This is a genomic window from Bifidobacterium thermophilum, from assembly GCF_037482445.1.
Lineage (GTDB): Bacteria > Actinomycetota > Actinomycetes > Actinomycetales > Bifidobacteriaceae > Bifidobacterium > Bifidobacterium thermophilum_B.
On the sequence record NZ_JBBHLY010000004.1, the window covers coordinates 41,410 to 67,346 of the forward strand.

Below are 25,937 nucleotides of genomic sequence, written 5' to 3' on the forward strand. Positions count from 1 at the left end.
ATACTGTGGAGGCGCGGCCATCGCGTCAAACCGCCGTGCCCGGTTGCGGATCGGGGTACCGGCCGGAGGCGAAGACCACGGAATCAAGGAGCATACGGCACTGATGATGGTGACCCACGGTACAAGACGTGGAAGGCGTACGGCACAGATCGCCGCCAGGGTATGCGGCATCACGGCATCATGCGCGATGACGCTCGCCGCGGTGGCAGGAGGTGCCGCCCCCGCCCATCAGGCAGCGTATGCCTTCGGCACCGCTACGGCCACGAAAACGCAGGATGTGTTCGGTACGCTGCACGCGGGGACGATTTCCGGCGAGCTGTATATCGCCAACGATTTCCAGATTGACCAGTCCGGCACGGTCATCGATTACGGGGTGACCGGCGCCGGCAAGCCTGTCGCCGACACCGTGGGCGGTGGGGAACATGCGGCGGGCACGTCGGCCAATACCCTGACCAGGGTCAGCAGCGGTCTCAAAGCCATGCCGTGGACGGTACGCGTGCGCTACAGCCTCAACGGGCCGAATGTGGATTCGTCGGCGGTCAGCGGGGCGAACGGCCTGGTCGGCCTGCACGTGACCGTGTCCCCGAATCCGCTTGCCGACACGGATTACGCCAGGACCACCATCCCGGTGATCGCGTTCACGGTGCCGACCAAAGTCACCAGTGCGATCACGGGCAGCAGCGGCACACTCGTCACCCAGAACGGCACGGGCATGCTGGTCGTCGCCGTCGGCAGGCCGGCCCGTACCACATCCTTCGACTTCTTCTTCACCGCGAAGCACTGTTCGATGAGCCCGTTGGCCGTGGCTGCGGTAGAAGCCTCAGATACCGCGGAATTCAGCCGTTCCATGACCGCGCTCGCCACGCGGGCGGGTAATTTGTCTGATATCGCCATCGGCGGCGGCAAACATGACACGAAGCTGCTCAGCCGGCTCAAGGCCATGCGCGACGAGGAACGCGACAAGGCGAAACGTGCTATCGCGGCAGCGGACCCGGCATACCAGCAGGCCTTCCACGAGTACATGGCCACGTACGTGACCTCGTACACCGGGCATCTGAGCGGTTCCATCGGCGACAGCACACAGATGAGCGCGCTCCTGGGCACGGCTGGCGAGCTGAACGGCGACACGCCGGTGGCGCGGGCTGTCGCGGACATTTCCGACGCGACCAATGATCGCAGTGTCGCCCGATCCCATCAGGGCGCCGCGGACGCGATCGATGACACAATCCGGCAGATCGAGCTGCGCGGGACCACCGGCTTGGCGGCGGACCTCAAACGGCAGGCGACTGCGCAGATTTCGCGCGCGGCCAAGGATTTCAAGACCGGCCAGAAGATGATGCACGACGCGATGATCCCGTTCTCGATGGCCTATACCGACGCGTATACGCGCCATCTGGGCAAGATGACCGGAGGGACGGCGTCGGGTGCGTCCGCGTATGCGCAGCGGGCGATTGATCAGACGAACGACGAACTCACCTCGAACAAGAACCTCAGAACCGACAACCAGAAGGTCCAGGCTGCGCTGGATGCGATGGCGGCGGCGAAGGCCCGTGAAGGGCAGGGCAAGATGCTGCTCACCTTGGCCGCACTCGTCGCGAAGTCCAGTACCGGCGGTGTATCCGGCGCATCCGGTGCCCCCAAGACCGTCACGACGGATTGGAAAACGGTGTCGGCGACGGGTTTGGCGGCCTATGTCTCGCAGCGGCATGCCGGGGCCGGTGTCGGCGCCGGTTCCGCCGGTTCCGCCGCCGACACACTTGCCATGCCGGCGGCCGCTACGCGTTCGTTGTACGGCCTGTCAGGGCGGGCGCGTGGCCTTGAGACTGATATGTCGGGAACGGTGCATGATGTGGTGGCCGTGGAGACCGCAGCCGATATCATCAAGGATGCCGTGGATACGCTGGCGCCTAACGGGGTGTCCGCGTCGGCCGCATTGACTCAGGCGATGGCCGAGGCGCGCGCCGCCAGAGCGACGGTCGGGGATCCTGTTGACGCGCAGTCTTCAGTGGGGGCCCTCGAGGCTGCGCGCATCGGCCGTGACGGGGCTTCGCGGGATGTCGTCACTCCGGTGAACACGAATACCACCGGCGCCCGGTTCCTCATGGTCGCCGACGAACTCTGATCTGCCCCGTTCTAACCCATCTCGTTCTAATCCGTCCCCAGTTCGCATTATTGGCTGGTGCGGATACACAAACCGGCGGCGCCGGGCGGTTGCCCGACGTCGCCGGTGTACAGGGGAGGACGCGGGAAGCGTCAGCGATTACTTGCGCGGCTTCTTGGCCGGCGGCTCGCCGAGCTCACTGTCCTTGACGATGACGGCGACCGCCGCATCGGCCTCGTTCTTCGCATCCTGCGCGGCGCTCTTGGCGGCTGCGGCAGCCTGCTTGACGGCCTTGATGGCGGCGCCGGCACGCACCAGCGTGATGTTGCCGACCACACGTCCAGCCTCGGCGATGTCGCCCAGCGTGGACTTGATGGAGTCGGCCGCATCATCCACCGCGTCAAGCGTGACGGACAGGATCGGCGTCTTCATCGAGACCTTCGCCTCGGACTTGATCTTGCGCAGCGCGGCAAGCGCCTCGCCGGCATAGGTGAGGACGTCCGGGGAGACCTTGAACGCGGCCTGCTCATACGGTTCCGGCTTCGGCCATGCAGCGCGGTGCACCGAGCCCTCGCCCGCGTGCATCCAGGACCACACCTCTTCGGTCGCGTACGGCAGGTACGGGGCCAGCAGACGGGCGAAGGTATCCAAACCCAGCCCCAGCGTGGTGCGTGCGGACTTGACCGCCGCCTCGCTCGGGGTCTTGCCCGTCGAATCGGCCGTGCCGTATGCGCGGTTCTTCACGAGTTCGATGTAATCGTCGCAGAACTGCCAGAAGAAGCTTTCGATGACTTCGAGCGCCTTCGAATGCTCGTAGGAGTTCAGCGCGTTCGTCGCCTGGCGGATCACGAGCGCCATTTTCGCCATGACCGCGCGGTCCAGCGGTTCGGTCACGTCGGCCGGATTCCAATGCGCGACGGCAGGGGAGCCGACATGATGGTTCTCGTCCTCGCGGCCGATGGCCAGCGCGAACTTGGTGGCGTTGAGCAGCTTGATGGCCAGACGGCGGCCGATCTTCATCTGCCCCTCGTCATACGTGGCGTCCAGGCCGAGGCGCGCGGAAGCGGCCCAATAGCGCACGGCGTCCGCGCCGAACTGCTTGATCGGCTTGTTCGGCACGACGACGTTACCCTTGGACTTCGACATCTTCTTGTGATCCGGGTCGAGAATCCAGCCGGACAGCGTGGCGTTCGCCCACGGCAGGCAATGGTTCTCAAGATGCGCGCGATCAATGGAGCTGAACAACCAGGTGCGGATGATGTCCTGGCCCTGCGGACGCAAATCCATCGGGAACGTGGCCTTGAACAGCGCCTCATTCTCCTCGCCCGGCTCAGCCCAATGGGTCACGATTTGCGGGGTCAGGGACGAGGTCGCCCACGTGTCCATGATGTCCTTCTCGGCGGTGAAGCCGTTCGGCTGGTCACGCTGGGACTCGTCGTAGCCTTCCGGCACGTCGTTGGTCGGGTCAATCGGCAGCTGGTCCTCGCGCGGGGTGAGCGGATGCTCGTAATCCGGCTCGCCGTTGGCGTCGAGCGGATACCACAGCGGGAACGGCACGCCGAAGAAGCGCTGGCGGGAAATCAGCCAGTCGCCGTTGAGCCCGTTGACCCAGTTGTCATAACGCACATGCATGAAGTCCGGGTGGAAGTTCAGCTCGTTGCCGCGCTCGATGAGTTCGGCGTTGAGCTTCTTGTCGGTGCCGCCGTTCTTCAGGTACCACTGGCGGGAGGTGACGATTTCGAGCGGCTTGTCGCCCTTCTCGTAGAAGTTCGTCATACGGGTGGTGGGCTTCGGCTCACCGTCCATCTCGCCGGATTCGCGCAGGTGGTCGACGATGATCTTGCGTGCGGAGAACGTGGTCTTGCCTTCGGTCTCCTCGAAGATTGCGCGGCCCTGCGGGTCCTCGATCCAATCCGGCACGCTCATAATGATGCGGCCGTTGCGCTGGATGATCGGGCGGGTCGGCAGTTTCAGGTCACGCCACCATTCGACGTCGGTCACGTCGCCGAAGGTGCAGCACATCGCGATGCCCGCGCCCTTGTCCATTTCGGCCGCCGGATGCGCGAGAATCGGCACCTTGACCTTGAACAGCGGGGAGTAGACGTACTGGCCGAAATACTGCTTGTAGCGCTCGTCTTCCGGGTTGGCGATGAGCGCGCCGCACGCGGCGAGCAGTTCCGGACGGGTGGTTTCGATGTAAATCGGGGTGCCGTCTTCGAAGCGGAACGCGATCTTGTGGTAGAAGCCGGGGTATTCGCGGCTTTCCAGCTCGGCCTGGGCGACCGCGGTCTGGAAGGTCACGTCCCACAGGCCCGGCGCGTCCTTCTGGTAGGCCTCGCCGCGGGCGAGATTGCGCAGGAACGCCTTCTGGGCCACGCGCTGCGGATGCTCGCCGATGGTGTGGTAGGTCTGCGACCAGTCGATTGACAGGCCGAGCGAGCGCCACAGCTCCTCGAACTGCTTCTCGTCCTCCTTGGTGAGTCGCTCGCACAGTTCGATGAAGTTCTTGCGGCTGACCGGCACCTGGTCCTTCGCGTCGATCTTCTTGCCGTCGGTGCCTTCGAATGGCGGCTTGAAATCAGGATCATACTTCAGGGACGTGTCCACGCGCACGCCGTAATAGTTCTGCACGCGGCGCTCAGTCGGCAGGCCGTTGTCGTCCCAGCCCATCGGGTAGAAGACGTCGAAGCCCTGCATGCGCTTGAAGCGGGCGATGATATCGGTGTGCGTGTAGGAGAACACGTGGCCGACATGCAGATGTCCGGACACGGTGGGCGGCGGGGTGTCGATCGAATAGACGGCCTTGCGGTCGCGGGTGTTGCGGAATTTGTAGACGCCGGATTCGTCCCACGTCTTGCGCCACTTGTCTTCGAGCCCGTCGACGCCGACCTTGTCAGGCAGCGGGGTCAGGTTCGCGGTGATGGTATTGTCCTGATCAGTCATAACCGCTAGTTTAGGGAGCGTTTATGACAACGGGGGAGCGGGCTTTGCGCTGTTCCGGGGTGCTGTTCCCGGGCCGGGGACGCGGGCGTCCTGCGTGCGGCGATGCCGTGCGGCCGCGCCGGTCGGACGGGCCTCAGGCTACTGTTCGATCGAGAGGTCCTTGAGCGGCAGCAGCTCGTCGGTCATGTTGACCGGGTAGCCGTGCAGTCTGCCGTTGACCGCCATGTTGACCCCGCGCTCGTACAGCCATGCGGCCGCGGCATCCTGGCTGACCATGGACGCGAACTGCTTCATGCCGTCGGCGTAGGCGTCGCCCGTGGTTGCGGCGACCGCGTTGCGGTACGCTTCCTGCGCGTTGCCGTTCTGGTATTGCAGCGTATTGTCTACGCCGTTGAACAGGTCCACGTTGTCTGTGCCGCTGACGGTCATGAGTGCGAGCTTGAAATCGCCATTGGCCAGCCGCTGGCTGAGCGTCGCGTCATCGACCACCTGCATATCCGGATTGATGGCGGTATGCGCCGACGTGCCCTGCCTGAGGTATCCGCTGATCTGCTCGCCGAGCGCCTGGTATTCCTGCGGCACCAGGAAGGTCAGATCGCCGAAATACCGGGTCGAATAGTACAGGAGCATGGTCACGGCCTGCTGCGGGTTGTGCGGGTAGACCCCGGTCAGGTCCTCGTACCCGGGTTCCAGCGGGCCGATCGGCCCGCCGAGCGCCTGCTTAGCGTCCGTGGCCGAGGATGCGATCGCCGCGACATCGATCAGATAGCGGAACGACTGCCGGGTACGCAGGTCGGACATCGGGGATTCCGTGCTGCAATTGAAGACGAGCATCACTTTCGACGTGCTGGAACCCTGGACCGCCTTCAATCCCGTTTTCTTGGTGATATCCGTCAGGCTGGTGTGCTCGAGCGGCAGCGCCATGACCACGTCGCCCTTGGCGGCGGCGTCGATGAGCGCGGCTTCGTCGGCGTAGTAATGCAGGACGATCTGGCTGCTGGCGGCCTTGCTGGCGCCCCAATAGTGCGGGTTGCGCCTGAGCGTGATATCCGAGCCCGCGCGGTATGCGCTCACGGTGAAGGGGCCGGAGCCAAGCGCCTGGGTCGCATAGTCGGTGTTCGCCCCACGGTCGTAGACGATGCCTGCACGGCCGGAAAGCGCCCGCAGAAGGGTCGCGTCCGGCTGCCGCAACGTCAGGGTGACGCGGTTCGCGCTGTCGCTATCGACGGCGGCGACGGTCGAAAGCTGCTCATGCCCCACGTATTTGCCGCTGATGATCTGTTTGAGCGACCAGACGACATCCTCGGCGTCGAGCGTGTCTCCGTTGGAGAAGGTCGCGTTGCCACGCAGATGCAGGGTGATGGTCAGGCCGTTCTTCGAGGTGGTCCAGCTGTCGGCCAGCGCGGGGATGAGTTGGTTGTTCTGGTCGCGTCCGATGAGCGTCTCGTAGACGTTGCCGATGAGCGCCTGTTCGACGGCCGTGCCTTGTTCGGTGCGAATATCCAGTGATGCCGGGGCGCCGATCAGGCCGACGTCGATCGAGGGGCCCGAGCCGATCAGCCCGGTGGCTTCGAGCACGCCGCTGCGCTGGGCGACGGATTTGCCGAGCATGACGAGCGAGAACAATGCGACCACGATTGCAAGGAATGCCGCCCAACGTTTCAGCTCGCCATGCTTCTTCTTCGTCATACCTCGAGTCTACCGTGCGCCCTGCCGATGCGCCGGTCACCCGCTCCGGGCCGGTGACAGGCTCACGCTGATGCGCTCACGCGATGATGCCGGCGCTGGGGCAGGTGCCGTTGAGCGGGCAGGCGGCGCAGTCGGGTTTGCGCGCGTGGCATGTCGCCCGGCCGTGCAGGATCAGCCGGTGCGACAGGTCGGTCCACTCCTCGGGCGGGAAGCATGCGGTGATCTCGCGTTCGATATGCACCGGGTCGGGGTGTGCGCTGCGCCAATCGGTGCGCCAGCGCAGGCGCCCGGTCACGCGGATCACATGCGTGTCGACGGGGAAGCCCGGCACGCCGAACGCGTTGCCGAGCACCACATTCGCGGTTTTCCGCCCGACGCCGGGCAGCGACGTCAGCTCGTCCATGGTGTGCGGGACGCTGTCGCCGAACCGTTCATGCACGTCATGCGCCATCGCGACGATATTGCGTGATTTCGCGTGGTAGAAGCCCAGCGGCCGGATGATATCCTCGACATCCTCCACCCGTGCGGCGGCCAGCTGGGCCGGTCCGGGGTAGTGCGAGAACAGTGCGGGCGTGACCGTATTCACCCGCTTGTCGGTGGTCTGGGCGCTCAGGATCGTCGCGGTCAGCAGTTCGAAAGGGTTGGTGAAATGCAATGCGCACGCCGGGGTGGGGAACTCCTCGCACAGGATCCGGTATTCGTCGTGCATGCGCTCGAGGCGGTGTCGTTTGCTTTCGCTGGCCATACCCGCATGATAAGGCACAGTGGGCATCCGTCCAACCGCGGGTCGTATGCCAATGGCGAATTGCTGATGCGGCGGACGTTGGTGGGGTGGCGGTGGCGGCGTTGTGTGAGGATTGGCTCACATGATGGCGGTTCAGGTGGTTGGATGTGCCCGGATGAGTGGCCCACGCAAGCCGTTGTGTGAGGATTGGCTCACACGGTGGCCGGTTGGGTAGTCGGATTTGGCTGGTTGGGTGGTCGGAGAAGCGGCTGTGTGAGAATCTACTCACACTCTGGCAGGTTGGATGGCTGGATGCGGCTGGTTAAATAGCGGTGGGGGTCTCTGTGTGAGGGCTCATTCGCACGGTGGGACGTGTAGTGGCCTGATTGGTTCTGCGAGGAGGGTGTGGGGTGCGATGTGTGAGGATTGATTCACACGGTCAGGGGTCGAACGGATAGATATTGTCGGCTGGGGAATGATGGGCGTCATCGTGTGAGGATGGGCTCGCATTGTGGCAGGCTGGATGGATTGAATAGTTGGCTTGGATATGCCGAGGCGCCATGGTGTGAGGATTGGCTCACACGGCGACTGATTGGGTGGCTGGATCCGGTGGACTATATGGTGCTAGTGGTCGCGGTGTGAGGATTGGCTCGCATGGTGGCCGGTTGGGGCGGTCGGATTTGGCTGATTGCCCTGTACTGACGCCCGGTATGTGAGGATTGGCTCGCAAAAGGACCGATTGGGCGGCTTTTCCCGGTCGGTTCGGCAGCCAGGAAGGTTGTCGTGTGAGGATGAGCTCGCATTGTGGCAGGTCGGGTGTCCGGAACTGGCTGGTTGGGTGGCCCACGCAAGCCGTTGTGTGAGGATTGGCTCACACAACGGGCACTTGAATCAGCCCGAAGAGTCGAAATCAGCCTGAATCGCTTGAATCAGCCTGAATCAGCCCTGGGAAGCGTTCGCGCGGGCGGCGCTGTCGTCCTTGTCGTCCTCCGGCGGGTCGAAACGGTAGCCGACGTTGCGTACCGTGCCGATGACATGCTCGTATTCGCCGCCGAGCTTGGCGCGCAGGCGACGCACGTGCACGTCCACGGTTCGTGTGCCGCCGTAATAGTCATAGCCCCACACTTCCTGCAACAGCTGGGCGCGCGTGAACACGCGTCCGGGATGCTGGACCAGGTATTTGAGCAGTTCGAATTCCTTGTATGCAAGATCGATGGGATGGCCGTGCAGGCTGGCGGTGTAGCCATTGGTGTCGACGACCAGGTCGCCGCAACGGATCAGCCCGTCGGTGTCCTGCGTGCCGGTGTCGCTGGTCTGGGCGCCGGCCGGCATGCTGCCGCGTTCGGTGACGAGCCGCAGACGGCCTTCGACTTCGGCGGGAGAGGCGTTGGCGACGACGACGTCGGCGATACCCCATTGCGAGTTGACGACGGTGAACCCGCCTTCGGTGAGAATCAGCACGATCGGTGTGGACAGCCCGGAGGCGTGGATCAGACGGCACAAGGTCTTTGCCGTGGCCAGATCGTCTCGCGCGTCCAGGAACAGGACGGTGCTTTCGGGCATTTTCACCAGGCTTGCCGCATCCATCGGCAGTACGCGTACCCTGTGGGACAGCAGCGCGAGGGAAGGCAGGACGGACGCCGGGTCACTGGCAGAGGTCATCAACGTCAAATCAGTCATGTGTTGCATCCCTCCGGTCGAATTGTGGTTTTCACACAGTTTACAGCTGTAATGTTATGGCAACCGTCCCGATTCCTCACCGTGCTTTCATATAGCGGAGAATGGGCAAGCTTGCGGCTACAATAATGGTTTGCACATGGTGTGATGTCACACGCCGGTAACATTCCCATAACATGGGTGGCTATCCCGGTGCGCAACTATGTGCATCGGCAAGACGGCCGTCCGTCGGCGGAAGGAACAGAATGACACAGCAGACCGAACCCGGTATCACCCTTCCCTATCGACCGTATGGTCCTGTGCTCGCCGTGCAGGTTGTCGCGCTCATACTGCTGGTCTGTGCCGGGGTGTTCGGCGGGCCGGTCATCGTGGCGTTGCTGTGTGTTGCGGCGATGGTCGCGTTCACCGTGTGCTGGCCGTTCCGGGGCACGTGGGTTGATCGCCTTATCGGCGCGCTTGCCGGGGTGGTGTCACTCGTGTTCGCATTCAACGCGTTGGGCAGCGGGGCGCTGTACCCCCCGCTGCATACGACCGGCAAGCTGGCTGTCGCCGCGGGCCCGCTTATCCGTTGGGCTTGCGTGTATGTGTTTCTGCTTGCGGCGTTCACGGTGATTGGGTTCGCCCGCCAGATGGCCCGGGAGCAGCGCACCGACCTGGTGCGGTCGTTGTCCCAGAGCCTGACCGGTGTGGTGGCGATGGCGAGTATGCCCGGCTGGCTGTTTGTGGTGGTCTCGGCGTCCTGCGTGTCGTTCACAGGGCCGGGAACCTGGGCTGCCATTGTGGTGAGTGTGATTGCGTTGGCGCTTATGGTGCTGATGGTGATCGCCTCGCGGTTCTGGCTCAAGGATTTCGATCCGGATCCGGCCGTACCGGCCCCGTGGGTCGGGATTGCCCTGCTACCGGTGATGCTGCTTGGGCTGGTGGCGTTCGCCGCGACGCTGGCATTGCTGCTGTGCCAGTACGGTCCGATATTTGTAGGCTGACTTTTCCGGTACACATGTTGTTTGCCTTTCCGCGCCCTGAAGTCGCAGGAAGGCGGTGATACAGCGTGATTTCGCGCTTCCTGCGCGCGGTATAGGTCAGGAGGTATCAGTCGGATGCCTAGGAACCCGGGAACCTTGGGATACAGCGCTATACCAGTGCCCTACGACGCGTTCATGTTGCCTTCGCTGACCCGCCCTACCAGGCGATGACGCCGAGATGCTCGAGCAACACCTTGATGCCAATGAGGATCAGGATCACGCCGCCCGCAATCTGCGCGGGTTTCTGCCATCTGGCGCCGAACGCGTGTCCGATATGCAGGCCGGCGGCGGAGAACGCGCCGGTCACCACGCCGATGATCAGTACCGACCACAGGATGTTCACTTTCATGAACGCGAAACTCACCCCGATCGCGAACGCGTCGATGCTGCACGCCACGGCGAGCGGCAGCATGTGCCGCCAATCGAACTGCGGTGTTTCGCGTGCGTTCTCGTCGTCCTCCTCGAACGCCTCGCGGATCATATTGCCGCCAATCAGCGCGAGCAATCCGAAGATGATCCAGTGATCCACCGCCGTCACATATCCGCTGAACGTGCCCGCCACCAGATAGCCGAGCAGCGGGAACAGCGCCTGGAACCCGCCGAACCACAGGGCGGTTTTCAACGCATCCAACGGGCGTACCCGGCGCACGGTCAGGCCCTTGCCGATGGACACAGCGAACGCGTCCATCGAAACGGAAAGCGCGATGAGAAGAATACCAACCAAAGAGGTGCTTGATGTCATAGCCAATCATGGTTCATCCGCAGCGCGGATGGGCCTCGACGGATTGCCGCCTACGCCTTACGGTCCGACACGGCGACTGCCGGCGTAGGTGCGGCTTTGAATTCCCGTGAATCTGTTCGCATGTCGAAATTACCCGCCCAAGTATAGTCGCTCGTCACTGAAAGACAAGCCGCGGATTATGCGGACTACGCCTGGCACGTCAACATGCCATATACACGAGCTACGTCGGCCACGCGACGCACGCTGACCACTCCGACCGTGCGATTACGCCGACTACGTGACCACGCGACTACACAGCCCTCGCAAACGAAAAGGACCGCCCCAATCAGGACGGTCCTTTCACGTCGTATATGTGCACAGCTCGTTTCGGCGGATGCCTAGGCGATCGCTATCAATCCTTGGGCTTCAAGCCGAAAGCCGAACCCGTAACCGTGCGCGTATGCGTCACTTGGCTTCGGAAGCGGCGAGACGTTCGCGCGCGGCCTTGATCTCGGCCTCAGCCTTGTCCACGCCGGCCCAGAAATCGCCCGGCTTGACTTCCTTGCCCGGCTCCAGAGCCTTGTACTGCTCGAAGAAGTGCTTGATTTCGGCCTTGTGGTACTCGTTGACGTCGTCGATGTCCTTGATGTCGTCGAAACGCACGTCGGCAGGCACGCACAGCACCTTGTCGTCGCCGCCGGCCTCGTCAACCATGTGGTACAGGCCGACAGCGCGGCACTCGACCACGCAGCCCGGGAACACGGAATTCGGGATCATCACGAGCGCGTCGAGCGGATCGCCGTCTTCGCCCAGCGTGCCGTCGATGTAGCCGTAGTCATCCGGGTAGCCCATGGCGGTGAACAGCGTACGATCCAGGAAGACGCGGCCGGTCTCATGGTCCACTTCATACTTGTTCTTGGAACCGCGCGGAATCTCCACGACGACATTGAAGGTTTCTGCCATTTCGAATCTCCTTGATAGACAACAGGATTTCCGTTATTCAGGATACCCGCTTTTTCAGTCGTCGGTGCCGTCCCCGTGCGGTTTGTCGTCCGGCGTGTACAGCGGGACGGTGATATCGATGGTCCATTGGTCGTCTGCCGTCGATACGGACAGCGATCCTCCCGCCTCGGACAGCCTGTTACGGTAATACCGCAATCCGCGACCACCTGGTGAGACGGCATCGCCATGATGGTTGTCAACGGAAGTTTTCCCTGTTGTGCCGGATGCAGAAGGCTTGGCAGACGCAGAAGATTCGGCGGGAGTATCACTGACACTGATATGCAACGCGGATGCGCCGGCATGCGCAGTCACGACATACCCGCCGGCAGGATCTGCATGCTTGAGGATATTGCCGAACAACTCCATGATGAGCTTGTCCATGATGGCGGCTTGTTCCGGAAGCATAGGAAGCGTTCCGATGTTGTCGGCCAAGACGACATCGTTGAACCCGGCAGCGGCGAGTTTCTCTTGCTGCCGATGGAGTATCGAATTGATATTGACGTTGATGGGGCTGCGGCCTGGCGCGTCATTCCCGCCGTCTGATTGTAGGGTGGTAATCGAGGCTCGGGCGTATTGCAGAGCCTCCGCGACACTGTCTTTGATGCCGGGCAGAATATCTAGGATGTCATTGCGTGTGTCCGCTTGTTCTCGCGGAGTGTCAGCGGTATCGGCGAGCAGGTCGATTTGGTGGAGAGCATACGTCAGGTCGTTGCATACGATGTCGTGCAGCTCTTCGGCGATCGCCTCTTGGCGCTGGCGGGCAGCCAGACGGGAGGCTGTACGATTGCGGTCGTAAATCAAACGTAGGACGTAACCGATGCCGGCCAGCCCCACGAATGTGGCGATGTATAACGCGAGCCATTGTTTACCGATGTAAGAGTTGCCGATGAGACAGCAAAAAGTGATGAGGGCGACTCCCAAGGCCGAAGACAAACTGATATATCCGAGCATCACCGTGGCGAACATGCCTGCAACGACGAAGGAATACGGCAGAGATTGCGGGATGCAAATGGCGAAAATCCATAGCGCGATGACGAGGACCGATCCGAAGTACGGGGCATAGATAAAGATGCCCAGCGCGATGATGTCGATACAGATGCATGCGATGGAAAATGCGGTGTAATCATGAAAGGTGCCGGTTGCCAGCTCCAAGACATAGATCAGCAGTATCAGGGCTGATATGAACCCGGTGAGTTTCCGTGGTATTGCGTGGTTCAAGTTGCGGCAATTGCGCCATATTGAGGTTAGAGAATGTCGTATTGTTTGCATCGCTGAATGATTTGTGATCTGTTGGATGTTCCGAGTTTGATGGATACCCGATGGATATGGGTGAATACGGTGTTGGGGGAGATGCCGAGCTCGGCCGCGATATCCGAGGTGCTCATGCCGCGTACCACCATGTGCAATATCTGGCGTTCCCTCGGGCTAAATTGCGCGGATGAATGGTGCGCAGCAATCATGGCGTGGGCCTGCTGCGCGGGCATGAACATGCCGGGATCTGTTGGATTGCCCTCAGCAACAATGGGCAGAGCCGCAAGACATTCGCGGGTGAGGCGCTCTTTGGCGATGATCGCCTGCGCGCCAGCCCGTGCGAAATCTGACGCATACCTGCCGGGGTCATACGCGGTGATGCCAATGATGCCGATATCGGCGGTATGCTGCCGTATCTTTGCGCATACGGATACGCCGGAGGCATCGTTGAGCGCGATGTCGAGGATCAGCACGTCAGGTTGCCCGGAGCCGAATAGGCAACGGTGGAGTGTCTCGGACGCGGAAGTGGTTTTCCAAATCACGTGGTGCGAAGGCGAACTGCCGTCAATCCAGCGGGCAATGGACTGCAAGGCCCAAGGGTCATTGTCCACAACCGCGATGGATATCCCATTCTTCTCCATACGTCAACAGTGTAGCCGCAATATCGCCTGAGCTGAGCGCTTGTAAAGATATTCTTTACACCAGATTGAGTATTTACTGGAACGTGATTTCCATGAACACTAGAGAGCCGGACGGCTGGGAGACATAATGCAAGCGGTTATATCGATGGTGCTGGCTGTAGTTTTATCGGCTGGAGGCGGCAAGTCGACCTTCACCCTTGCATCTACAGGAATACAACAGATTGAAATGCTGCAAGTTGATATGGTGTACTGCCCTCCTGGAACTCCGCGATGGCTATGTCATTTGGGAGGTGTAAAGGCTGTCATTACAAATCCTTCCATTTCAAGCGAAATGAGTTCACCATAGTTAATGACCTATCCATTCAATAGAGAAAGGTTTCAAAGATGAAATCGCAAATAATTCGGAAAGGGGCTGCAATGATAGCAATTGCAGCCGCTTCCGTGTCTTTCGCAGTACCGGCATCCGCTGCGAATCACGCGAAAAGCCCTTGGAGCGCGTATCTCATCGGTTGGAGTACCGGGGATACGCCGAATCGGCAAAAGCAGGACAGATCGGCCGGCTATATCAGCGCCGGTAGTATCTCCGGTGGTCGAGCGATTAAAGCATGGATGCTTGGATTCGCAAATGAAGATGTCGAATCTGGGACTGTCACGCTTTCGTCTGGACAACATGGTTATGTGACCAATCAAACTTTCCAGAAGTATGGGAGGAAACAGGTCCACATGCGTGTGCAAACGACGAAGTATTATTCCAACCAAACTGAGGCATCAGGAGACTGGAGCCCTGATAGCTGAGTTGTCGCGTCACGAAGTATCACCATCATTGCAATAAAGGTAAGATGAGATTATCGGCGGAACGAGGAGGTTCGAGATGGACTGGCACTTGGTGCGGATGCAATTGGCCGGGCAGTTGCGCAGCGTGTACATGGTCGGCGTGTTTGCCATGTCCTGCGTGCTGGTCGGCATCGAATATGCGACTACGTATGGTGCCAGCTATGTGGTTCCTCCAAGCAAACCGACGATGCTTCGTGACGTTATGCTCTTCAGCCAATATGGATCGGGCAGCGGCATGTATCTCCTGCTGCTGCCCTTCCTGGCTGCTCTGCTCGGTGGCGGCGTGATGGCATCGGAACGGCATGCCGGGCGTCTCCCTGCGATTGAAGTCCGTGAAGGGCGAGGCCGATTCCTGTCGACCTCGATGGTCTCAGGCTTCATCCTCGGCGGGTTGGGCGGGGCGATGCCGGTTTTGCTGAATCTTGTGATAGCCGGCGTGCGCTGTCCTCACCTGACTTTCATCGACGGCGATGCGACGGATGCGCAGGGAAACATATCCAGCGATATCTACGTGCTGATCTCCTCGGATTCATGGGTATACCCGCTGTACAAGTTTAATCAGGTGCTGTTCATCGTCTGTGGGCTGTTACTGGTGTTCGTTATTGCCGGGCTGTATGCCACGGTCGCTGTCGGGGCATCATTCTTCGTGCACCGCAAATATGTGGAGTTGCTGGTCCCCTTCGTGCTGAGCCTGGTGTGGTGGATGCTTCCGACTTGCACCGGCGGCTTGGTGCCCGATGAGTGGAGCCATGTGATTTTCCTTGATTTTGCGCCTCCCTCGCGCCCGGTGCTTATCCAGAACGTCGTCGGCGTCGTGCTTTCGATTGTCCTGCTGCTGGGGATATCCGTAGTCCTGTTGTGCGTGGAAAGGAGACGTGATGCTTCGTGACATCGTCTCCTCGATTCGATATTCCAGTGTCGGGCTGAAGGTCTTTTCTGTAGCTCTCACCATCGCCGGACTGATATACAGCGTGTCGATGCTGTTGAGCGCCCATGACAACACCTTGGTGGAGGGCTACATGGGGTTCATGAAACAGGATGTTTGTGCGTCGGTGCTGCCGATCTGCCTGATGCTCACGTGCCTGGGACACGTCCGGTTCGGGACATTCGAGCTGGTGCGCAGAAATCCTGTGGATGAATTCAAGGACAATGTCGTCTGGCTGGCTGTGACATCGGGCTTGTGTGCCTTGTTCGGCGGACTGGTATTCACCGGCGTGGAATGTCTTGTCAAACATCGGCTGGTTGCCGCCTCGGATTGGTCATTGGCGGCCATGGTGGTGGTGCAATGCCTGATGATGAACTGCGTGGTCGGGCTGATGCAGCTTGTGTTGGCTTGCGCGGGATTTGCCATCGAATACGTCACCGCGGTGCTGATTGCATTCTTCGCCGTTGCCAGTTGGCTTCTCCTGGCGTTTGAAGGCGATGCGGCACGCGTGGTGTGCTACTTCTGGTACCCGATCAGTCCACGGTGGCGGGATGTTGCGCTTTTCCAGATTGTGCCTTGTCTCGTCTGCTGCACCCTGCTCGGTGTTGCCGCTGTCGCCTTGTTCAATACCAAGGACCGGTTGGAGGATTGATCATGCGTGCCATACGTCGTCTAGCCCAGCTTTCAGCAGGCCGCCACGGTCTGCGATTGCTGATGGTCGTGATATATGCGATTCTTGCGGCGCGCTTCTATTACAGCGGCCAGGATATGAGCGTATTCATGGGCATGTTCCGTGTGCTTCCTCCGGGAGCACATGCGGATATCGCGCTGAATATGTACCCGTTGCTGTTCATGGCCGGTGGAATCGCGATATCGCTGGAGCAATGCTCGGAATACCTGCTGATTCCCGATTTCATGGTCTATGTCAGGCGGCGGCGGGGCGTCTCGCATTTTTGCCGGTACTGCCTGATTGTGCTGGTCTACAGTGTGTTGTTCACCGGGGTGCAGCTTGTTGTCGCCGAGATCTTGGCTCCTGCGGGTTGCGCTGGACAGATTGCATTGACGGCGGTGTGCGCGGCCTGGACGCTGGTGGTGCTCATGCTCGTCGTCAATCTCGGATACATGCTGGGATATCGTGCGATAGGGTATTTCGTCGCCGCGGGATTGTATTTGGCGCTGCTGTCATTGAACGGATTGGGACGGTGGCTGTTGTCGCCGTGGGTGTTCGCCGTGCCGCATTGGGTTCCCGCGCTGCTGCTCGCGTCCGTTGCGTTGTTCGTGGCGAATCTCATGGTGTTTGAGCGTGTGGAAATCTACTGATTGGGCTGAATATCGCAGCAATGATCAAGGAGGATACAGCAATGTACGTTGAGATAACGAACCTGACGAAAACCATCAAAGGCAAGCCGGTGCTGCGTGACGTCACCGCAGGATTCGAACGCGGCACCATCTACGGGATTGTCGGCCCCAACGGCTCGGGCAAGACGATGCTGCTACGCGCAATCTGCGGTTTCATCCGGCCGGATACCGGGACAGTGAGCATTGGCGGCAAGCCTGTCGAGTTCAACAGGAAACTGCCTGAATCCGTGGGCGTCATCATTGAGAATCCCGGGTTCATTCTGGCGCAAAGCGCGATGGATAATCTGCGGTATTTGGCGGATATCAACCATGCGTTCGACGAGCAGGAGACCATGCGACTGCTCACCGTGTTCGGGTTACAGAATCATGCGAACGAGAAGGTGAAATCCTACTCGCTTGGCATGAGGCAGAAACTGGCGATTGTGCAGGCGCTGATGGAACACCAGCCGCTGATTGCGCTGGATGAGCCGACCAACGGGCTCGACGAGCATTCCGTGGCGATGTTCCTTGAAGAAATGCGGCATCAGCGCAGCCTGGGGCACACGGTGATTATTGCCAGCCACCATAGCGATGAATTGCATCAAATCGCCGATTGTCTGTATACGATGGCGGACGGTGTGCTTTCGACAAGGCAGACAAAGGAGGTCTGAACAGCGCTGATTACGCCGGTGGCCGGGGATCGTCGATGGCGATTGATCCCCGGCCACCGTGATGTGTGGTGTGTCGGTTGTCGTTACTCGTTACCGCTTGACGCTCAGCACGTGCGCGACATCGGCCCATGGGGCGAGCGAAACATAGTTGTCGTTCGTCCAGGTGAAGGTGCGGCCGGTCAGCTCGTCGGCCACGGTGAACGGCTCGCCGGCGGGCAGACCGAACGCGGCCGGGTCGAGGCGGATCATGGACTGGTGGGCCTCATGGCCGTCGAGGTTCACGACCACGATCAGCGTGTCCGGCTTGCCGTCTGCGGTCAGCTCGGCGGGCGTGTGGCGGGCGAAGGCGAGGATGTTCGCGTCCGAGCTGTCCAGAATCGTCAGATTGTGGTAGCTGCGGGCCGCCGGGTGGCGCCTGCGGATCGCGTTGAGTGAGGTGAGCAGCTTGGCGGTGCCGTACTTGTCGGCCTCGCTCCAGTCGCGCACGCGGATTTCGTATTCCTCGGGATTCTCAGGGGCCTGTGTGCCTGGCTGCTGCTTGTTTTCCACCAGCTCGTAGCCGCTGGCGATACCCCAGCTCGGCACGCCCATCGCGGCGAGCACTGCGCGGATCGCGTAGCCGGCGATGCCGTTGTCGCGCAGATAATCGGTGAGAATGCGGTGCGTGGCCGGCCAGAACGTGTCATGCTGCGTGTATGCGGCGTCGCTGTTCGCCTCGAACAGGTACTCTTCCAGCTCGCGCTTGGTGTTGCGCCACGGGAAGTAGCAGTCCGACTGGGTGAAGCCGGCGCGGCTCAGCGCGCCCATCATCGCGGGCGCGGTGAAGGATTCCGCAAGGAACAGCACTTCCGGGTGCGCGTGCCGGGTCTGTTCGATGATCCGCTGCCACGCCTGCGCCGGCCAACGGTACGGTTCGACCGCGCGGAACGCCGTCACGCCGGCTTTCACCCACACGTCCAAGGTGTGGACGATCGCCTTGACGATGCCGTCCGGATCGGCATCGAAGTCAAGCGGGATCATATCCTCGCGCTCCGATTGCGGGTCGAGCGGATCGGCCGGCGTGCCGTCAGCCTTGCGGCGCACCCACTGCGGGTGTTCGGCGATCCACGGATTATCAGGTGACACGAACAACGACACGTCAAGTGCTACTTCAAGACCCAGGTCATGGGCTTTCGCAGTGAACGCGCGGACATCATCCATCGTGCCGAGCGACGGATCCACACTGTCGGCGGCGCCGTCAGCCGAGCCGACAGCGTACGGGGAACCCGGGTCGTGGACGCCGGCATGGGCGACGCCGTTGCGGCCACGACGGCCGGTCATGCCGATCGGGCTGATCGGCGGCAGACACACCGTGTCGAACCCTTCGGCAGCGGCGCGTTCAAGACCGGACACGGCAGTGGCGAGTGTGCCGGGGCGTGTGAAACCGGCCGCATCATCATCCACGGCACCTTCGGAACGGGGGAAGAAATCATACCAAGCGGTGAAACTGGACCCCGGACGTTCCACGTGAAACATACGAGGCTCACCTTCGGATACGCCATCGCGCAGCGGCTTGGCCTCATGCAGGGCGGTGACGTCGTCATTTGTGGCGGCGGTGAAGCGGTCGGCAACCGACAGTTTGCGGTCATCCAGCGTATCGGCGGCTTTCTTCAGCGTGCTGCGCTCGCCGGCGGCCAGGTGCGCGTCACGGGTCGAAGCCCAGCGGCGCAGCAGGGTGGCGCCTTCGTCGAGCGCGTTCTCGACGTCTTCTCGTGCGTCGACGGCCTTGCGTGCCTGCTCGAGCCATGCGGCATACGGGTCAAGCCACGCCTCAATGCTGACCGTCCAATCGCCCAGCTGGCGTTTGACCGCCGACCAGCCGGACTGCCACGGGCGGGCGTCGCTCGGCTCGCCGGCCTGTACGTCGGCTTCCCAGCGGCTCAGGCCGGGGTTGGTGCAGGTCATGGTGCGGCGCTGGGTTTCCTTGCCGCGCGGATTGCGCACGACCGCCGCGGCGGCGAGCGTCAGCCCCTGTTCGGCGGCGAGCTGCGCGCTGACGTGGAATTGCTCGCCGAGCTCGACGCGTGCGGACGTTTCGCCGTGCGGTGTGGTGTCGTAGATCGCGATGCGGCCGAATCCGGCTGCGGCGGTGCGTGCCGAGGTCGCCGCGGAGGTCTTGGCGGTGGCGGCTGCGGTTTTGCGTCGTGTCGTGCGCTTGCGCGTCGCGGCGGTGCGGGTGCTCGATGCTGTCTTGGTTGATGCTGTCGTCGCTGTCGTCGTTGCAGCGGTCTGTCTTGTCTTTGTATCTTCGCTCATACCGCTATTGTATGAGCGAAATCGTTACCAGTGCATGATTGACAAGCGGGAAATATCGGAATTTCCCTGAAGTTCAGCCGTCGTTCCGTCCGCCTTGCTGCTTTCCGTTGAGCCCGTTCCGCGTCCCTGTTTCTGCCGACGCTGAGGCGGGGCTGAGCGTCGGCAGAAACAGAGGGGTGTTCGCTCAGTCGTTTTCCAGGGTGATTTCACCGGCGATGGAACGGCCCATCCATGCGGACAGTTCGGCTCCGGTCAGCCCTTGCGACAGCAGGAAGACAATCTTCGCGTACGCGGCTTCGAGCGTCATATCGCCGGTGCCGACCGCGCCGGCTTTCGCGATGGCGTCACCGGTTTCATACCGGCCGAGCAGCACATTCGCCTGTTCGCATTGCGAGGCGACGATCACCGGAACGCCGGCGTCGAGCGTACCCGCGATGACGTCCGCGAACCCGGGCTCGAGACTGGGGATGTTCCCGACGCCGTACGCGCGCAGCAATACGGCTTCAGGCAGGGGGTCGAGCATGGTGGCGAGCCGCTTGGCGCTCATGCCGGGGACGGTGTCGATAACCGCCACATCATGCCGTGCATACGGTTTCGGGTTCGTCCAACCCTCGCCTGGATTGTCGAAAGACTCCCATTGCCAGGGCGTGCCCGTGCAGGCGAGCGTGCCGGTAGACGGCGAGCAGAAGCCTTCGAACGCCCAGCTCGAGGCTTTCGTCACGCGGTTGCCGGCGAACAGGTGATGCCCGAAGAACAGCGAGACGCCTTTCGCGTGGCCGCTCAACGCCGCGTTGAGCGCACCGGTCACGTTCGCGGTCGCGTCGGATTCGATCTTGCCGAGCGGATGCTGGGATCCGGTGAAAATCACCGGCTTGCCGAAATCGGTGAGCGCGTAGGACAGCGCCGCGGCGGAGTAACTCATCGTGTCGGTGCCGTGCAGCACGACGAACGCGTCGGCCTCGTCATGGTGGGCCCACAGGTCGTCGATCATCGTCTGCCAGTTGTCGGGGGTCGCGTTCGATGAGTCGATCAGCGGGTCAAGCTCGGTGAGGGTGACGTCCCCGTTGCGCAACTCGTCGCTTTCCCCGAGCACGCGGTGCAGCCATCCGCGCATGTCGGCGCCGGGGACGAGCCCATGGTCGGATTCAATCATGCCGATGGTGCCGCCAGTGTACGTGATATGAATGCGCATCCTGTCTCCTTGTGCTTGTTGCTTGGCCGTTGCCGATTCCAGTATCGCGAGTGCCGTGAATATCGTGAATATCGCGGATTCGCTGTGTCAGGCGGCGGCGAAATCGTCGCTGAGCTCCTCGATGGAATCCTCATCCTCGTCATTGTCGAGAATCTCGTCCATCAGGCTGCCGTCAATCCGCCCGCGCACCGCGTACCAGCCGATAATCATCGCGACCACGACCACCGCGAACAGCGCAAGTGTCCACCTGCCGGACGCGCTCGTGAGATTCGAGATGACCACGATGGCGAAGAACGCCAGCGCCAGATAATCCGTGAACGGCGCTCCTGGCATCCGGTAGGCGGGGCGCTGCTCCTTGCCGGCCTTGACGCGCTTGAGGAACGCGAGATGGGTCACCAGAATCGACGACCACGTACCGGCGATGCCGATGCCGGCGAGATTCATGATGATGTCGAAGGCGTCGGACGGCAGCACCGCGTTGAGGACCACGCCGATCAGGCCGAGCGCCGACGTGATGATGATGCCGCCGTACGGGATATGGTTCTTGTTCATGCGGGCGGCGAATTTCGGGCCGGAACCCGCGATCGCCAACGAACGTAGCGTGCGGCCGGTAGCGTACAGGCCGGCGTTGAGCGACGACAGCGCGGCGGTCAGCACCACGACCTGGATCACGTCGCCGGCGTGGGGGATGCCGATGCCTGAGAAGAAGGTGACGAACGGCGATTCGTTCGACGAATACGCGGTGTACGGCAGCACGAGGGCCATGAGAATAACCGAGCCGACGTAGAAGCCGAAAATGCGCACAATCATCGAATTGATGGCCTTCGGAAGCACCTGCTGCGCCTCTTTCGCCTCGCCGGCCGCGACGCCCACCATCTCGGTGCCGCCGAACGCGAAGACCACGCCGAGGGTCAGCGCGAACACCGGGGCGATGCCTTCGGGGAAGAAGCCGCCGTGGTCGGTGATGTTGTGCATGCCAGCGTGGTATTGCCCGACCGGGGCTCCGGTGATGATCGCCCAGATCGCGATGGCCATGAACGCGAGGATTGTGAACACCTTGATGGCGGCGAACCAGAATTCGGCCTCGCCGAACGCCTTGACGCTCAGCATGTTCAGCGCGAACACCGCGGCGAGCGCGCACAGGGCGAGCACCCATTGCGGGACGGCCTTGAACGCCTGCCAGTAGTGGAAGTAGAGCGCGACCGCAGTGATATCGGCCATCACGGTGGTGGACCAGTCGAGGAAGAACAGCCAGCCGGTGATGTATGCGCCTTTTTCGCCGAGGAATTCGCGCGCGTAGGACACGAACGCACCGGAGGACGGGCGGCGGATCGCCAGTTCGCCGAGCGCGCGGACCATGAGGAACGCGAAGATGCCGCACACCGCGTACGCGATGGTCAGGCCGGCGCCGCCTTGCGCGAGGCGGCCGCCCGCGCCGAGGAACAGGCCGGTGCCGATCGAGCCGCCGATGGCGATCATCTGGATGTGGCGCGGCTTGAGGTCTTTCGCGTAGCCGGCGTCGCTTTTGTCGACCGCTTGCGAGGCCGGGGCGTCCAGTGTTGTTGGGGTTGCGGGTGTGGGGTCGGCCGATATCGGCGATTGCCCGGCGTGCTGTGTTGCCATCGTGTGTTGCGTTCCTGGTTTCTGTTCGGACGGGTGCATCCCGTCTCGGTGCGGCACGGCGTGCCACTGCGACGGGCGCGATGTTATCGGAAGCGTTCGCCCCCGATTACGTCAAACGTTTGAAGGCAATGATAGCGCTGTGGCATGCCAGACGGTCGCGGTATCTCGAATATGACATGCGGTACCGCGAGTATCCGGAGCGGACCGGCGATATCGGCGTATAGGGAAAACGTGGTGCCAATGATGCGCCCGGGCCCTTGCAGGAGTATACGTGTCGTGAGGATGATTCATCGTTTGCTCGTTCATCCCTATCAATCGGGGATGTCGGGCTACCGGCGCCGATGGCTCCGTCAGTGTCGGCAGACGGTTGCCGCCCTGCGTCCGCCGACGCTCACGACGCGCTCATCGTCGGTAGAAGGTCATTGTTCTGTCTCTACCGACACTGAGATGCCCCTAAGCGTCGGCAGAAACGACACACGGCTTGCGGGCTACAGGAGCCCCGATGCCGGAACGCGTGTTGGCCTATACGCTCCAAAGAACGGATCCTCAAGCACCACGTTTTTCCTATACGCCGATCCCTTTGGGAGTTCTTGTACAGCAGTCCTGGACAGAAGCCTTGGATTGCGCGAAACCCCCATGTCCTGCGCGGTGTCGGTGATCCCTGTGGTGTCGGTGATCCTGGCGGCTACCGCCGGATTCCGGCAGTGTCGCCGGTATCGGTGTCGGAAGCCGCATCGGCGTGTGCGGCGAACCCGGCATGGTCGTCGTCATCGTTGTTGTCGCCGTCATCGTCGTCATCGGAGGTGCCGCGCATGGCGACGGCAACCCATACGGTCAGGGCGAGGCCGATAACGCCGGCGATGATTTCCGCGATTCCCGATGCGCCGCTATGCGAAGCCACGATGACCGCACCTTGCGCAAGGGAGACGACGGACAGCGACCCAAGCGTGAGTATGATCAATGGCGCCATAGGCTGGAGTGGTTGGTACGAGGGCATATTCCCGTTCTCTCTTTCGATTCGGTTGTCGTCCGCGATGGATCCGTGCTCCGGCGTCATCGGCGGATGTGTATTGAGACGCTGGATCGCCCGGATACGCAAAAACCGTGACCGACGAATGTCGAATCACGGTTTTCGAGGGATTTCGTAGCGGGGCATGGATTTGAACCATGGACCTCTGGGTTATGAGCCCAGCGAGCTACCGAGCTGCTCCACCCCGCGTCGGCTGCTTCAAGCAGCAGACATCTACTTTATAGGACAATGGGGAATTGTCAAATCGGCGTGCCATTCAGCCCACAGCGGATCGCGGGGGAGCCGCTGCCGGTCGCGCGGTCGCATGATTGTGTGGTCGCGCGGTCGCGTGGGTGCGCGTTGCGTGTTGGCGTATGTAAAGGCATACGTACCCAGCCGGATGCGAGCGGCATCGTTGTCCTGACGCAGGTATGGCGTAGGAATCGCATGTCGCGTCATACGCGGGTGGCCGCATCCGGGGGATTCCAGACGGCGCCTGTCGATATCCAGCACGTTGCGTATGCGCCGGCATACGTGTTGCCGCGGATACTGGCGGGTTTTGGGACATGATGCGGAAGATATTGCGTTGCGTATGGCGTGGCATGCGGAATCGGCCGCATGACGGCGGTCTCGCGTCGCTGCCGACCATGTCTGATGAGTTGCGTGTGTCGTGGGATACGCACCATATGACTGATACGGCTTGCGGGGGTCGGGTCTGTCATCTGCCGATATACACGATATGCAACGGTGCGATGTGTGAGCGGCGGCTCACAAGACGCCCCATTCAGCGGCCGAAGCCAGCTATCCGGGCAACCCCAGGGGGCATTGTGTGAGGATTGGCTCACATGGTGACGGGTTGAGTGATTGAAATCGGTCGATTGTGCGGTGCCGGTGGTCGCTGTGTGAGGATTGGCTCACATGGTGACCGGTTGGGTGGATGGATTCGGCCGGTGCGCCTGTTCTGATGTCCGTTGTGTGACGATCGGCTCGCACCGTGATCAACCTCGCACCACTGCCGCCCCGCGCTCGCCCGCACACCCCCGCATACCTCCGCCCAGCCCGCCGGCATCAGGTCACATTTCAGCCGACATCAAACACATATCAGCCCAATGGCGATAATGGAATCATGCCTATCAAGATTCCAGGCGGCCTGCCCGCACGTGCCATCCTCGACTCCGAGCGCATTTTCGCGTTGGAGAAACCCGAAGCTGAGCGCCAGCGTGTGCGCCCGCTGCGCCTGGTGATCTTGAATCTCATGCCGAAGAAGATCGAGACCGAGACCCAGCTGCTACGGCTGATCTCGAAGTCCCCGTTGCAGGTCGAGGTCGATTTCATGAAGACCTCGACCCATGAGTCCAAGCATGTCAGCGCCGACCATCTGGTCAAGTTCTACGAGAACCTCGACGCGTTCCGCGACAACTACTATGACGGCTTCGTGGTGACGGGCGCGCCGGTGGAGCACCTGGAGTTCGAGCAGGTCGACTACTGGGACGAGTTCAAGGAGATTCTTGACTGGGCTGGCTCGCACGTGTTCTCGACCATGTACCTGTGCTGGGGCGCGATGGGCGCCTTGAACTACCGATACGGCGTACGCAAGCATCTGTTGCCGCAGAAGCTGTTCGGCGTCTACCCGCAGTATCTGCAGGACGAGTATTGCTTCCTGACCAACGGCTTCGACGAGATCGCCTTGCAGCCGCATTCCCGGCTTGCCGGCGTGGACGAGGGCGATATCGCGGCGAACCATGATCTGCAGGTGCTCACGTGGGGGCCGGAGTCCGGCCCCGGCCTGATCGCGACACGCGATTTCTCCGAGGTGTTCGCGCTCGGGCACTGGGAGTACGGCAAGATGACGCTCGCCGAAGAATACGAGCGTGATATGGCCAAGGGTCTGACCAACGTGCCGTTCCCGGAGAACTATTTCCCGCATGATGATTCCACGCTTGAACCCCTGTTCAGCTGGCGTGCGCATGCGAACCTGCTGTGGCGCAACTGGCTGAACTGGGTGTATCAGACCACGCCGTACGACCTGCGTGAAGTCCCGCAATTGCGTGCGGAGAAGCGTTTGGGCACGGACCGTTCGATTCGTCATGCGCCAGGCGCGCCGCGCCGCGACGGGTACGCCCCGCTGTTCAAGGACGGCTATGGCCTGATTACGGACGATTATGCTCAGGACGAACGTGTGCGTACCGCAGCGGCGCCTGCTCCCGCCGGTCCTGTGGCCCATGGTGCTGACGCCTGACTGCGTTCGCCCGTGACATCCGTATGCTGTCCGCATGTCG

General features: G+C 61.7%; 20 protein-coding genes and 1 tRNA gene. 8 read left to right on the forward strand and 13 right to left on the reverse strand.

Translation table 11 applies throughout. The annotated features are described in order from the left end of the window. Positions 1–103 precede the first annotated feature (103 nt). On the forward strand, positions 104–2,122 hold the full coding sequence (locus WD012_RS04805; RefSeq protein ID WP_339562652.1) for a hypothetical protein: 2,019 nt from the start codon (positions 104–106) through the stop codon (positions 2,120–2,122). 138 nt (positions 2,123–2,260) lie between these two features. Here WD012_RS04805 and valS read toward each other — a convergent pair whose 3' ends face one another. The 4 genes from valS to WD012_RS04825 all read right to left on the reverse strand — a co-directional run bounded on the left by valS (position 2,261) and on the right by WD012_RS04825 (position 9,137). Beyond that, a complete protein-coding gene (gene valS, locus WD012_RS04810; RefSeq protein WP_339562653.1) occupies positions 2,261–5,044 on the reverse strand; it encodes a valine--tRNA ligase in 2,784 nt (927 codons plus the stop codon). A gap of 138 nt (positions 5,045–5,182) precedes the next feature. Beyond that, positions 5,183–6,733: an ABC transporter substrate-binding protein gene (locus WD012_RS04815; RefSeq protein ID WP_339562654.1), complete on the reverse strand. Its 1,551-nt coding sequence runs from the start codon at positions 6,731–6,733 to the stop codon at positions 5,183–5,185. Positions 6,734–6,809: 76 nt separating this feature from the next. Next, positions 6,810–7,478, reverse strand: a complete 669-nt coding sequence (nth, locus tag WD012_RS04820; protein ID WP_339562716.1) for an endonuclease III — start codon at positions 7,476–7,478, stop codon at positions 6,810–6,812. Positions 7,479–8,396: 918 nt separating this feature from the next. Further along, positions 8,397–9,137: a winged helix-turn-helix transcriptional regulator gene (locus WD012_RS04825; RefSeq protein WP_339562655.1), complete on the reverse strand. Its 741-nt coding sequence runs from the start codon at positions 9,135–9,137 to the stop codon at positions 8,397–8,399. Between the two features lie 242 nt (positions 9,138–9,379). Between WD012_RS04825 and WD012_RS04830 the strand changes: the two genes are divergently transcribed. Next, positions 9,380–10,117, forward strand: a complete 738-nt coding sequence (locus WD012_RS04830; protein ID WP_339562656.1) for a hypothetical protein — start codon at positions 9,380–9,382, stop codon at positions 10,115–10,117. 196 nt (positions 10,118–10,313) lie between these two features. Here the strand turns inward: WD012_RS04830 and WD012_RS04835 are convergent, their stop codons facing one another. From WD012_RS04835 to WD012_RS04850, 4 genes are all read right to left on the reverse strand, one after another. Beyond that, complete coding sequence (locus WD012_RS04835; RefSeq protein ID WP_339562657.1) at positions 10,314–10,898, reverse strand: manganese efflux pump MntP; 585 nt, start codon at positions 10,896–10,898, stop codon at positions 10,314–10,316. 444 nt (positions 10,899–11,342) lie between these two features. After that, the gene (locus WD012_RS04840) at positions 11,343–11,840 is read right to left on the reverse strand and encodes an inorganic diphosphatase (protein ID WP_015451087.1); all 498 of its coding nucleotides are present in this window, start codon (positions 11,838–11,840) and stop codon (positions 11,343–11,345) included. A gap of 54 nt (positions 11,841–11,894) precedes the next feature. Beyond that, positions 11,895–13,031 carry a sensor histidine kinase gene (locus WD012_RS04845; protein WP_339562658.1) on the reverse strand — a complete coding sequence of 379 codons (1,137 nt, stop codon included), beginning with the start codon at positions 13,029–13,031 and terminating at the stop codon, positions 11,895–11,897. Between the two features lie 92 nt (positions 13,032–13,123). Further along, complete coding sequence (locus WD012_RS04850) at positions 13,124–13,771, reverse strand: LuxR C-terminal-related transcriptional regulator (protein WP_339562659.1); 648 nt, start codon at positions 13,769–13,771, stop codon at positions 13,124–13,126. Positions 13,772–14,188: 417 nt separating this feature from the next. Between WD012_RS04850 and WD012_RS04855 the strand changes: the two genes are divergently transcribed. The 5 genes from WD012_RS04855 (at position 14,189) to WD012_RS04875 (ending at position 17,539) form a co-directional block, all read left to right on the forward strand. Then, positions 14,189–14,566, forward strand: coding sequence for a hypothetical protein (locus WD012_RS04855; RefSeq protein ID WP_339562660.1), 378 nt, complete (start codon positions 14,189–14,191; stop codon positions 14,564–14,566). 76 nt (positions 14,567–14,642) lie between these two features. Then, on the forward strand, positions 14,643–15,494 hold the full coding sequence (locus WD012_RS04860; RefSeq protein WP_339562661.1) for a hypothetical protein: 852 nt from the start codon (positions 14,643–14,645) through the stop codon (positions 15,492–15,494). Next, a complete protein-coding gene (locus tag WD012_RS04865) occupies positions 15,484–16,182 on the forward strand; it encodes a hypothetical protein (protein WP_339562662.1) in 699 nt (232 codons plus the stop codon). Before WD012_RS04860 ends, WD012_RS04865 begins: the two co-directional genes overlap by 11 nt. A 2-nt stretch (positions 16,183–16,184) precedes the next feature. Beyond that, positions 16,185–16,850, forward strand: coding sequence for a hypothetical protein (locus tag WD012_RS04870; protein ID WP_339562663.1), 666 nt, complete (start codon positions 16,185–16,187; stop codon positions 16,848–16,850). Positions 16,851–16,891: 41 nt separating this feature from the next. Next, complete coding sequence (locus WD012_RS04875; protein WP_339562664.1) at positions 16,892–17,539, forward strand: ABC transporter ATP-binding protein; 648 nt, start codon at positions 16,892–16,894, stop codon at positions 17,537–17,539. A gap of 90 nt (positions 17,540–17,629) precedes the next feature. Here the strand turns inward: WD012_RS04875 and WD012_RS04880 are convergent, their stop codons facing one another. The 5 genes from WD012_RS04880 to WD012_RS04900 form a co-directional block, all read right to left on the reverse strand. Further along, on the reverse strand, positions 17,630–19,834 hold the full coding sequence (locus tag WD012_RS04880; protein ID WP_339562665.1) for a maltotransferase domain-containing protein: 2,205 nt from the start codon (positions 19,832–19,834) through the stop codon (positions 17,630–17,632). A gap of 184 nt (positions 19,835–20,018) precedes the next feature. After that, positions 20,019–21,026, reverse strand: coding sequence for an asparaginase (locus tag WD012_RS04885; RefSeq protein WP_339562666.1), 1,008 nt, complete (start codon positions 21,024–21,026; stop codon positions 20,019–20,021). A gap of 87 nt (positions 21,027–21,113) precedes the next feature. Further along, on the reverse strand, positions 21,114–22,649 hold the full coding sequence (locus tag WD012_RS04890) for an amino acid permease (RefSeq protein WP_339562667.1): 1,536 nt from the start codon (positions 22,647–22,649) through the stop codon (positions 21,114–21,116). 685 nt (positions 22,650–23,334) lie between these two features. After that, positions 23,335–23,610 (reverse strand): hypothetical protein, encoded by a 276-nt coding sequence (locus tag WD012_RS04895; protein WP_339562668.1) that lies wholly within the window; start codon positions 23,608–23,610, stop codon positions 23,335–23,337. Between the two features lie 184 nt (positions 23,611–23,794). After that, positions 23,795–23,868: transfer RNA gene (locus WD012_RS04900), tRNA-Met, on the reverse strand. Positions 23,869–24,784: 916 nt separating this feature from the next. Here WD012_RS04900 and WD012_RS04905 point away from each other — a divergent pair. Further along, entirely contained in the window at positions 24,785–25,897 is a 1,113-nt protein-coding gene (locus WD012_RS04905) for a homoserine O-succinyltransferase (RefSeq protein WP_339562669.1), read from the forward strand. The last annotated feature ends 40 nt before the right edge of the window (positions 25,898–25,937 follow it).

Coding starts and splice junctions, on each gene's coding strand:
- WD012_RS04805 (WP_339562652.1), top strand. CDS start 104: ATGATGGTGACCCACGGTACAAGACGTGGAAGGCGTACGGCACAGATC.
- valS (WP_339562653.1), bottom strand. CDS start 5,044: ATGACTGATCAGGACAATACCATCACCGCGAACCTGACCCCGCTGCCT.
- WD012_RS04815 (WP_339562654.1), bottom strand. CDS start 6,733: ATGACGAAGAAGAAGCATGGCGAGCTGAAACGTTGGGCGGCATTCCTT.
- nth (WP_339562716.1), bottom strand. CDS start 7,478: ATGGCCAGCGAAAGCAAACGACACCGCCTCGAGCGCATGCACGACGAA.
- WD012_RS04825 (WP_339562655.1), bottom strand. CDS start 9,137: ATGACTGATTTGACGTTGATGACCTCTGCCAGTGACCCGGCGTCCGTC.
- WD012_RS04830 (WP_339562656.1), top strand. CDS start 9,380: ATGACACAGCAGACCGAACCCGGTATCACCCTTCCCTATCGACCGTAT.
- WD012_RS04835 (WP_339562657.1), bottom strand. CDS start 10,898: ATGACATCAAGCACCTCTTTGGTTGGTATTCTTCTCATCGCGCTTTCC.
- WD012_RS04840 (WP_015451087.1), bottom strand. CDS start 11,840: ATGGCAGAAACCTTCAATGTCGTCGTGGAGATTCCGCGCGGTTCCAAG.
- WD012_RS04850 (WP_339562659.1), bottom strand. CDS start 13,771: ATGGAGAAGAATGGGATATCCATCGCGGTTGTGGACAATGACCCTTGG.
- WD012_RS04855 (WP_339562660.1), top strand. CDS start 14,189: ATGATAGCAATTGCAGCCGCTTCCGTGTCTTTCGCAGTACCGGCATCC.
- WD012_RS04860 (WP_339562661.1), top strand. CDS start 14,643: ATGGACTGGCACTTGGTGCGGATGCAATTGGCCGGGCAGTTGCGCAGC.
- WD012_RS04865 (WP_339562662.1), top strand. CDS start 15,484: ATGCTTCGTGACATCGTCTCCTCGATTCGATATTCCAGTGTCGGGCTG.
- WD012_RS04870 (WP_339562663.1), top strand. CDS start 16,185: ATGCGTGCCATACGTCGTCTAGCCCAGCTTTCAGCAGGCCGCCACGGT.
- WD012_RS04875 (WP_339562664.1), top strand. CDS start 16,892: ATGTACGTTGAGATAACGAACCTGACGAAAACCATCAAAGGCAAGCCG.
- WD012_RS04880 (WP_339562665.1), bottom strand. CDS start 19,834: ATGAGCGAAGATACAAAGACAAGACAGACCGCTGCAACGACGACAGCG.
- WD012_RS04885 (WP_339562666.1), bottom strand. CDS start 21,026: ATGCGCATTCATATCACGTACACTGGCGGCACCATCGGCATGATTGAA.
- WD012_RS04890 (WP_339562667.1), bottom strand. CDS start 22,649: ATGGCAACACAGCACGCCGGGCAATCGCCGATATCGGCCGACCCCACA.
- WD012_RS04905 (WP_339562669.1), top strand. CDS start 24,785: ATGCCTATCAAGATTCCAGGCGGCCTGCCCGCACGTGCCATCCTCGAC.